This window comes from Collinsella sp. AF05-9, assembly GCF_003465595.1.
GTDB lineage: Bacteria > Actinomycetota > Coriobacteriia > Coriobacteriales > Coriobacteriaceae > Collinsella.
Map to the genome: position 1 here is coordinate 1 of NZ_QSBB01000068.1, position 1,599 is coordinate 1,599.

Below are 1,599 nucleotides of genomic sequence, written 5' to 3' on the forward strand. Positions count from 1 at the left end.
CGATGTTTTGGCAACGACAGACACTATGACCCAATCCGAGGGCACTAAAAAGATAGGAGCCCCCGCTCGTGACCGCGGGTCGGGGCTGCGACAATGATGTTGAAGTGCCATAGGCGCAGCCGCGCCGCAACGAGGTTGGGAGGCTCCCATGCCAAAGTATTCTACCGCGTTCGGGATGGACGTCCACCTGAGGTCGACCACCGTCTGCGCCCTCGACGCGGACACCGGCGAGGCCGTGACGAGGAGGTTCCCCGGCAACCCCTGGGGCGAGATCGCCGGGTGGATGGGTGGGTTCCCCGGGCCGTCGCTCGCGGCCTACGAGAGCGGCTACCCCGGCTTCGCCCCGCAGAGGGAGCTCGCCGGGCTCGGCGTCGAGTGTGTCGTCGCCGCGGTCTCGAAGATCCCCAGGTCGGCCGCCGACTCGGCCTCCAAGAACGACAGGAACGACGCCGCCAGGATGGCCAAGGCGATACTCGCCCACGACATCTCCCCCGTATGGGTCCCCTCCCCCGAGGTCGAGGGCATCAGGGACCTCGCCGGCGCCTACGACGGGGCGACCGCGCGCCTGGCGACCGCCAAGCAGCGGCTGCTCGCCTTCCTCGCAAAGCGAGGGTTCGCCTACGGCGGCACCACGCCCGCCGGCAACCCGAGGAAGTACTGGACCTACGACTTCCTGAGGTGGCTCGACAAGGTCAGGCCGGAGGACGATGGCGGGGTTCGGACGCTCGCCGCTCTGAGGAGCGAGGTCGAGGCCGCGGCGGAGGCCCGGGCGGATCTGCTCTCCGAGTACAGGGCAGCCGTGGATGCCAGCCCGATCGCCGCGGAGGTGGCCGCCCTCCAGTCGATCAAGGGCTGCGCCTTCGCGCTGGCCGCAGCCTTCTCGGCCGAGGTCGGCGACTTCACGAGGTTCCGTTCCGGAAGGCAGGTCACGGCCTATTTCGGCCTCGCGCCGAGTCAGAGGTCGAGCGGCGACTCCGTGCGGCTCGGAGGCATCAGCGGTGCGGGCAACGCGCTCGTGAGGAAGCTGGCCGTTGAGGGTTCATGGTGCTACGCCGCGGCACGGCACCAGCCGAAGCTCATGCCAAGGGACACGGGCGTGCCCCTCGAGATAAGGATGCACGGGAGGAAGGGATCCGAGCGGCTCCTGCGGCGGCGCGAGGAGATGCTCGCCCGCGGCATGCCCGCGGCGAAGGCTAACGCGGCCACCGCGGCCGAGCTCGTGAGGTGGCTCTGGGCCCTCGGCATGATGTGCCGGGAGGGCGCGGAATAGACATAGCCCCCGCCCCGGCGAGCCGGGCGGCCTTCGGGGATACCCCCTATTTCGCTGTGCGCGCGGAGCCCTCCGCATGCGCCTCGACAGACTTGGGGAACCCCGCCGAAGGAATGGAGTGCGGGCCGACAGAACGGTATCCGCGGATATGAGACTGAGCCGAAGGCGTCGATGACATGCCGGGGGCGGACCGGGACGGGTTAACGGCAGGCCCCGCCGACCGATTGCAAGCGGTCGGCGGGGCCATTGTGGCTCTTGACAGCGGATTGGGTCATATGAGCGAAAACCCGCCAGAGCGAGCAAGGTGCCTTGAAACGAGGCGGCATTGA

At 68.9% G+C, this 1,599-nt stretch carries 1 protein-coding gene; it reads left to right on the forward strand.

The window, feature by feature from the left end:
- Positions 1-148: 148 nt before the first annotated feature.
- Positions 149-1,270, forward strand: coding sequence for an IS110 family transposase (locus DWV43_RS09915; protein WP_117648235.1), 1,122 nt, complete (start codon positions 149-151; stop codon positions 1,268-1,270).
- The last annotated feature ends 329 nt before the right edge of the window (positions 1,271-1,599 follow it).